This window comes from Mangrovactinospora gilvigrisea (genome assembly GCF_001879105.1).
GTDB lineage: Bacteria > Actinomycetota > Actinomycetes > Streptomycetales > Streptomycetaceae > Mangrovactinospora > Mangrovactinospora gilvigrisea.
The window spans coordinates 163,557-170,627 of record NZ_MLCF01000043.1 but is presented as its reverse complement, the minus strand read 5'-3'; the positions used below and the strand labels follow the sequence as shown (position 1 = coordinate 170,627).

Here is a 7,071-nt window from a genome sequence, read left to right as displayed (position 1 = left end):
CCGCCGAAGATCCGGCCCAGGCCGTTGTAGCCGATGACCAGGTTCCACACGCTGTTGGTGGATCCGCTGCCGCCGATGAACGGCCGCGAGGACGCCGGTATCCGGTCGACCGCGAACATCCAGGAGAACGCCACCACGATCAACGGCACCGCGGCGACCAGCAGTTGCCGCACCCGCCGCCACCAGCCGCCCGGCCCGGCGTACAGGTACACCCCGACCACCGCCGGCAGCGGGATGAACGCCTGCAGCATCTTGGCGTTGAAGGCCAGCCCGAAGAAGACCGCGCACAGCACCAGCCAGCGCAGCTTGCCGTCCGAGACCGCCCGCAGCACCGCCCAGACGCCGCTCACCATGAGCAGCACCAGGATCGGGTCGGGGTTGTTGTCCCGGGTGATGGCCACCGCGATCGGCGTCACCGCCATCACCAGCGCCGCCACCAGGCCCGGCACCGCCCCGAAGGCACGTTTCACCGCGGCGTGCAGCACCGCGATCGAACCCAGCGAGGCGAGCGCCATCGGCAGCAGCTGCTGCCAGGTGCCGAAGCCGAAGACCCGGCAGAAGAGCCCCTGCACCATCGTCGACAGGGGCGGCTTGTCGACGGTGATGAAGCTGCCCGCGTCCAGTGAGCCGAAGAACCACGCCTTCCAGCTCTTGGTGGCGCTGTAGACGGCCGCCGAGTAGTAGGTGTTGACGCTCCCGCTGGTGATGCCCCAGAGGTAGAGCGCCGCGGCGACCACCAGGATCGCCAGAAGGGCGGGCCTCGCCCAGCGCGGGTCGGCATCCCTGACCCGAACGGGGGCGGCGGCCGCGCCGCGGCGGTCGGCCTCCCCCGGGGACTCCGGGACGGCGGTGTCGGGGCCGGCTGGTCCACCCGCAGGTGTCGGCCCGGTCCAGGCGTGACTCACGATCAGTGCTCCGAGGGAAGAGGGGTGGGGAGGTCGGCGGCGGCCCGCCCGCGCCTGGGGTTGAAGACCCAGACCCGCAGCAGCAGGAAGCGCACCACGGTGGCCAGGGCGTTCGCCACGACCAGGAAGCCGAGCTCCACCGTGTGGGTGGGACGCGCCACCGCGGTGTTGGCCAGCGCCAGCCCGCCCGAGCTGAAGCCCAGTCCGATGAGGAAGGCGATCAGGCCCTCGAACTGGTGGCGCAGCGCGTCCCGCCGGCCCTGCACGCCGAAGGTGAAGCGCCGGTTCGCCGAGGTGTTGGCGACCGCGGTGATCAGCAGCGCCAGCGCGTTCGCCCAGAACGCCGGCGAGACCTGCCGCAGCAGCAGGTAGAGCACCAGATAGGCGACGGTCGAGCAGACGCCGATGATGGCGAAGCTCGGCAGCTGGCGCTTCATCCCGGTGGGCAGCTGGGCCTTGGCGACCCGCTCCGGCACCGGCAGGTTCAGCGCCCCGGAGAGCGCCCGCCGGGTGACGCGGGCCATGCCCTTGAGGTCGTCCAGGGCGGTGCGCAGGATGTCGACGCGGCTGTCCGGGTCGTCCACCCAGTCGACGGGCACCTCGTGGATGCGCATCCCGGCGCGCTCGGCGACCACCAGCAGTTCGGTGTCGAAGAACCAGGCGTTGTCCTCGATCAGCGGCAGCAGCTGCTCGGCCGCCTCCCGCCGCACCGCCTTGAACCCGCACTGCGCGTCGGAGAAGCCGGCGGCCATGGTGGTGCGCAGCAGCAGGTTGTAGGAGCGGGAGATGAACTCCCGCTTCGGCCCGCGGACCACGGCCGACTGGCGGTGCAGCCGGGAGCCGATGGCCACGTCGCTGTGCCCGGTGATCAGCGGGGCGACGAGCGGGAGGAAGGCCTCCAGCCCGGTGGAGAGGTCGACGTCCATGTAGGAGACGACCCGGGCGTCGCTCTGCTCCCAGACATGACGCAGCGCCAGGCCCCGTCCCTTGCGGTCCAGATGGACGGCCTGCACCTGGGGGATCTCCGCGGCGAGCGCGGCGGCCGCGTCCCAGGTGCGGTCGGTGCTGGCGTTGTCCGCGATGGTGATGCGGAACGTGAACGGGAACTGCTCGTCCGTCAGGTAGGCGTGCAGCCGCCGGATGCTCCGTTCGAGGACGTGCTCCTCGTTGTAGACCGGGACGACGACTTCGACGAGCGGAGGCGCGGCGCCGCGGGGCACGCGATCCATGTCCGCCTCGGGCGCGATCATCTGGCTCATGTCAATGAAGGTCCCGAGACGGCCTGGGAGGGTGCTGAGCCGACCCTTAAGGGCCGATGAGAATCGCGGGAGGTTCTTTCGCGGGACGTTCTGTCTCGGGACGCACTCTCGCGGGACGTGCCTTCGCGGAACGTGCCTTCGCCCCGGCCCCCAGGAGCGGGGTGCCGGGGCGAAGCGGCGGCGGCGGAGGTTCTCGGACGGCCGGTCAGGACGGCGGCGGAACGGGCGCCCCCGGCAGGTCCACCCGCGCGACGGTCCCCCCGCCGGCCGCCGGCGCCAGCGACACCCGGCCGCCCGCGCCCTCCACCGCCCGCGCCACGATGGACAGCCCCAGCCCCGAGCCCGGCATCGACCGCGCCGAGGGCGAGCGCCAGAACCGCTCGAAGACATGCGGCAGATCGCCGGCCGGGATGCCCGGCCCGTGGTCCCGCACCGTCAGCCCGCCCCCGCCGAGCCGCACCTCCACCCGGCCGCCCGCCGGCGAGAACTTGACGGCGTTGTCGAGCAGGTTGACCACGGCCCGCTCCAGCGCGGCGGCATGGCCGACGACGTACCAGGGCTGGACGTCCTCCACCACCTCCAGCCCCATCGGCTCGGCCCGCAGCCGGGCGCGCTGCACGGCCGCCGTCACCACCTCGTGCAGCGGCACCACCTCGACGCGGCCCGCGTCCTTGGAGCTGTCGGGGCGGCTCAGCTCCAGCAGGTCGCCGATGAGCCCGGAGAGCTCGCCCATCTGCGCCTGGAGACTGTGCAGCAGCCGGCGGCGGTCGTCGGGCGGGATGGCCCGGCCGGTCTCGTCGCTCCGCAGCAGCAGGTCGACGTTGGTCCGCAGCGAGGTCAGCGGGGTGCGCAGCTCGTGCCCGGCGTCCGCGATCAGCCGCTGCTGGCGCTCCTGCGAGCTGGCCAGCGCGCTGGTCATGGCGTTGAAGGAGGTGCTCAGCCGGGCGATCTCGTCCTTGCCCTCCACCGGGATCCGGATCGTCAGATCCTCGGTCTCCGCGACGTGTTCGACGGCCTCGGTGAGCCGGTTGACGGGACGCAGCGAGGCCCGCGCGATCAGCAGCCCCGCGGACGAGGCGCCGAGCACGCCGGCCGCGGCGACCACGACCAGCAGCAGGGCGAGGTTGTTGAGCGAGTTCTCCACCTCGGTGAGCGGCCGGGCCACCGAGACCGCCCCGGTGATGAGTTGGCCCTTGTAGCGGGCGATGGGTCCGTTGATGGCGGTGGTGAAGACGCGGACGTCGGTGCCCTTGCCGGCGCCGCCGTCGACGGTGCTGTTGTGGAGGCTGTCCGTCTCCTTGCCCTCGGCCACGGCCATGTCGGAGGCCGTCACCTTGACCGATGCCGTCGCCTCGCCCTGCGGAACCGTGCTGATCAGGCAGCGCTCCCCGGTGGCGAGGACGATCTGGGCGTAGCCGCCGAAGGGCGGCCCGTGCCCGGGATAGGAGCTGCCGCCGCTCGAGGCCTTGGTCTGGCAGGCGGCCACATAGCTCGCGGCCTCCTCACTGCTCATCTGCATTCCGCGCGTCAGCGTCTTGTCGAGCTGCTCGTACAGCTGCCCCCGGACGATGAACCAGCAGGCGAACGCGCAGACCGCGATGGCCACCGCCACGGCCGACGCGATGAGCAGCGTCATCCGCGAGCGGAGCGTCAGCGGGGACTTCTGGAACGGCATGCGGCTCTCTCAGTCGGTGTTCTTCAGGACGTAGCCGACGCCGCGGACCGTGTGGACCAGGCGCGGCGCCCCGCCCGCCTCGGTCTTGCGGCGCAGATACATGATGTAGACGTCGAGGGAGTTGGACGACGGCTCGAAGTCGAAGCCCCAGACCGCCTTGAGGATCTGGTCGCGGGTCAGCACCTGCCGGGGGTGCGACAGCAGCATCTCCAGCAGCGAGTACTCGGTGCGGGTCAGCTCCAGCGGGTGCCCGTCCCGGGTGACCTCCCGGGAGAGGGTGTCCATTCGGAGCCCGTCGAACTCCATGACGTCCTCGTCCGGCCGGTCGCCCTCGTCGGCGTGCGCCGAGGTCATGGCGCCGCGCCGGAGCAGCGCCCGGACGCGGGCCAGCAGCTCGTCCAGCTCGAAGGGCTTGACGAGGTAGTCGTCCGCGCCGGCGTCGAGCCCGGTGACGCGGTCGCCCACGGTGTCGCGGGCGGTCAGCATCAGCACGGGGACGGTGTCGCCGCGGGAGCGCAGCCGCCGGCATGCCGTCAGCCCGTCCATGCGGGGCATCAGCACGTCGAGCAGCACGAGGTCGGGATGGTGCTTCTCGGCCTGGTCGAGGGCGGCGAAGCCGTCGTCGGCGAGGATCACCTGGTAGCCCTCGAAGGAGAGGCTCCGCTCCAGGGCCTCGCGGACGGCCGGTTCGTCGTCGGTGACGAGGATGGTGGCTTCCTGGTCGCTCATGTCCGAATCCTAGAAAAGCGGTGCGGGCCGGTGCGTCAGGACGAGCCGTTCTGCTCCATCTGCTTGATGACGTCCTTGACGTGGTTGATGGGGATGGAGAAGCCCAGGCCCACGCTGCCGGAGTCGGTGCTGGAGGAGCCGTCGGAGGAGGAGTCGGAGTACATCGCCGCGTTGACGCCGATGACCTGGCCGGCCGAGTTGATCAGCGGGCCGCCGGAGTTGCCGGGGTTGAGGGAGGCGTCCGTCTGGATGGCCTGGTAGGTCGCGGTCGTCCCGGAGCTGCTGCCGTTGCCGCTCCCGCCGCTGCCGCCGCCGTACTGCTGGTTCCACCAGTTGCGCGGCAGCTGCCCGTCGAAGCCGCCGGACCCGGAGCCCGACGAGGAGCCGCCGACGTCCACGCTCACCTTGCGGTTCAGCGCGCTGACGATGCCGGAGGTGACGGTGCCGCTGAGGCCCTCGGGCGAGCCGATGGCGACCACCTGGTCGCCGATCTGCACCTTGGAGGAGTCGCCGAGCGAGGCGGGGGTGAGCCCGGAGACGCCGCTCGCCTTGATCAGGGCCAGGTCGTTGGAGGCGGAGCTGCCGGTGACCGTGGCGCTCGCCGTCTTCCCGTTGCTGAAGGAGACCTTGACGGTGCCGTTGCCCTGCGCCGCGTCCGCGATCACGTGGTAGTTGGTGAGGATCTCCCCGGTGGAGCTGAGGATGATCCCCGAGCCGGTGTCGGAGCCGGACTGGGTGGTCACCGAGATCTCCACGGTGCTGGGCATGGTCTTCGCCGATATGGCGGCGACGTTGCCCTGCTTGCTGGAGGAGAGCGTGCTGCCGGTGGTGTAGGTGGAGGAGCTGCTGCCGGCGAAGTGCGTGGCCGTCAGGTAGCCGGTGGCGCCGCCGCCGGCGAGCGCGGCGATGACGGCCGCGGCGGCCAGCGCGACGACCTTGCTGGGACGCCGGCGGGGGCGCTTGCGGCCCTCGGCGCCGTGGGCGACCGGCGGGTCGATGGGCGGCGGCGGGATGCTCGCCCCGAGCGGGGTCTCCGTCTCGGAGGCCAGCACGGTGCCCTGGATCGACTCGGCGTAGGGAGTGGTAGTGCTGCTCGGGTAGTCGCTGCTCATGGCATTACCGTCCGCTTCCACCATGAAGGATCCCTTAGAGCGGGTTGAGAACCCCGGCAGAACTAGTGCCCCTCCCGGCAGGGTTTGCCCCGTCGCGCCGCCCGGCACGCACTCCCCCGGACTCCGTCCGGGAGGTGCCCCCTGCCGCACCGGCCAGAAACCGCCGTGGCTCCGCCACTCGCGGCTTTCGTCCGGCACGCCGATCGCACGCACCGAACGACGCTCCTTCCGGGCAAACCCTGCCGGTCACGGCACTGGCTCCCCGGCGGGCGCACCGCCATCTGCGGTGCGGCGCGGGCCCCGGCGGGGTCATCCGCAGCCGCAGCTCCGCCGCACCACCAGCTGCGACGGGAACCGCTTCACCCGCGGCCCCTCCGCCGGCTCCTTCGGCTCCCCGAGCACCAGGTCGACCGCCGCCCGCGCCATGCCCTCCCGGTCCGACGCCACCGTGGTCAGCGGCGGCGACGCCAGCTCGGCCTCCGGGATGTCGTCGAAGCCGGCCACCGCCACGTCGCCGGGCACCGACACGCCCAGTTCCTGCGCCGCCCGCAGCAGGCCGATCGCCTGGTCGTCCGTGGAGCAGAAGACCGCGGGCGGCACCTCGGGGTGCGCCAGGTGCTTGCCGCCGAGCAGGTCCAGACCGACCCGGTAGGCGCCGTAGCGGTCGAACGGCACGTCCAGCAGCCGGCCCTCGGTGCCGATGCCGGCCGCGTCCATCGCCCGGCGCCAGCCCGCGATGTGGTCGACCACCGGGTCGCCCGGCGCCATGATCCTCACCGGCCCGCCGAAGCAGACCACGTAGGGGTGGCCGTGGCCCAGCAGATGACGCACCGCCAGCTCGGCGCCGCCGACGTCGTCCGTCATCACCGCGCTGTGCACGGCGGCGCCGCTCAGCGCGTCCAGCGTCTCGGGCCGCTGGTGGAGGAAGACCACCTGGGCGTCCCGGTCGGTGATCTCCTGGACGGCGGCCTCCGAGGGGCCCTGGCTGACCAGGATCAGCCCGGCGACCCGCATTCCGAGGAACTCCCGCAGGTAGTGCACCTCGCGGTCGTCCACATAGTCGGAGTTGCCGATGAGCACGAGCTTGCCCTGCTCGGAGGCGTAGCGCTCCACCGCGTGCGCCATCTCCCCGAAGAACGGCTGCCGGGCGTCCGGCACGATCATGCCGATGAGGTTGGTGCGGCGGCTCGCCATCGCCTGGGCGACGCTGTCGGGGCGGTAGCCGAGGTGCTCGATCGCGCGCAGCACGCGCTCCCGCGTTGCCGGAGCGACCGGCCGCGGACCGTTGTTGATGACATAGGACACGACGGCCGTGGAGGTCCCGGCCAGCCGGGCCACATCGTCGCGCGTCACCCTGGGCACGCCGTGATTCTAGGGCCTCCCCGGCAGGT

At 72.1% G+C, this 7,071-nt stretch carries 6 protein-coding genes; all 6 read right to left on the bottom strand.

Annotated features, from left to right (window positions below; genetic code table 11):
• The coding region (locus BIV57_RS09890; protein ID WP_139275567.1) for an ArnT family glycosyltransferase at positions 1–905 on the bottom strand (905 nt) is incomplete at its 3' end.
• A gap of 2 nt (positions 906–907) precedes the next feature.
• Complete coding sequence (locus BIV57_RS09885; protein ID WP_175548716.1) at positions 908–2,155, bottom strand: bifunctional glycosyltransferase family 2/GtrA family protein; 1,248 nt, start codon at positions 2,153–2,155, stop codon at positions 908–910.
• Positions 2,156–2,369: 214 nt separating this feature from the next.
• Positions 2,370–3,839, bottom strand: coding sequence for a sensor histidine kinase (locus tag BIV57_RS09880; protein ID WP_071656316.1), 1,470 nt, complete (start codon positions 3,837–3,839; stop codon positions 2,370–2,372).
• Positions 3,840–3,848: 9 nt separating this feature from the next.
• Positions 3,849–4,568 (bottom strand): response regulator transcription factor, encoded by a 720-nt coding sequence (locus BIV57_RS09875; protein WP_071656315.1) that lies wholly within the window; start codon positions 4,566–4,568, stop codon positions 3,849–3,851.
• Between the two features lie 35 nt (positions 4,569–4,603).
• The gene (locus BIV57_RS26550; RefSeq protein WP_473234601.1) at positions 4,604–5,335 is read right to left on the bottom strand and encodes a S1C family serine protease; all 732 of its coding nucleotides are present in this window, start codon (positions 5,333–5,335) and stop codon (positions 4,604–4,606) included.
• A gap of 654 nt (positions 5,336–5,989) precedes the next feature.
• Positions 5,990–7,042, bottom strand: a complete 1,053-nt coding sequence (locus tag BIV57_RS09865; protein WP_071656313.1) for a LacI family DNA-binding transcriptional regulator — start codon at positions 7,040–7,042, stop codon at positions 5,990–5,992.
• Positions 7,043–7,071 lie beyond the last annotated feature (29 nt).

Excerpts from the sequence above, each read along its gene's own strand:
- BIV57_RS09885 (WP_175548716.1), bottom strand. The coding sequence starts at position 2,155 with ATGATCGCGCCCGAGGCGGACATGGATCGCGTGCCCCGCGGCGCCGCG.
- BIV57_RS09880 (WP_071656316.1), bottom strand. The coding sequence starts at position 3,839 with ATGCCGTTCCAGAAGTCCCCGCTGACGCTCCGCTCGCGGATGACGCTG.
- BIV57_RS09875 (WP_071656315.1), bottom strand. The coding sequence starts at position 4,568 with ATGAGCGACCAGGAAGCCACCATCCTCGTCACCGACGACGAACCGGCC.
- BIV57_RS26550 (WP_473234601.1), bottom strand. The coding sequence starts at position 5,335 with ATGCCCAGCACCGTGGAGATCTCGGTGACCACCCAGTCCGGCTCCGAC.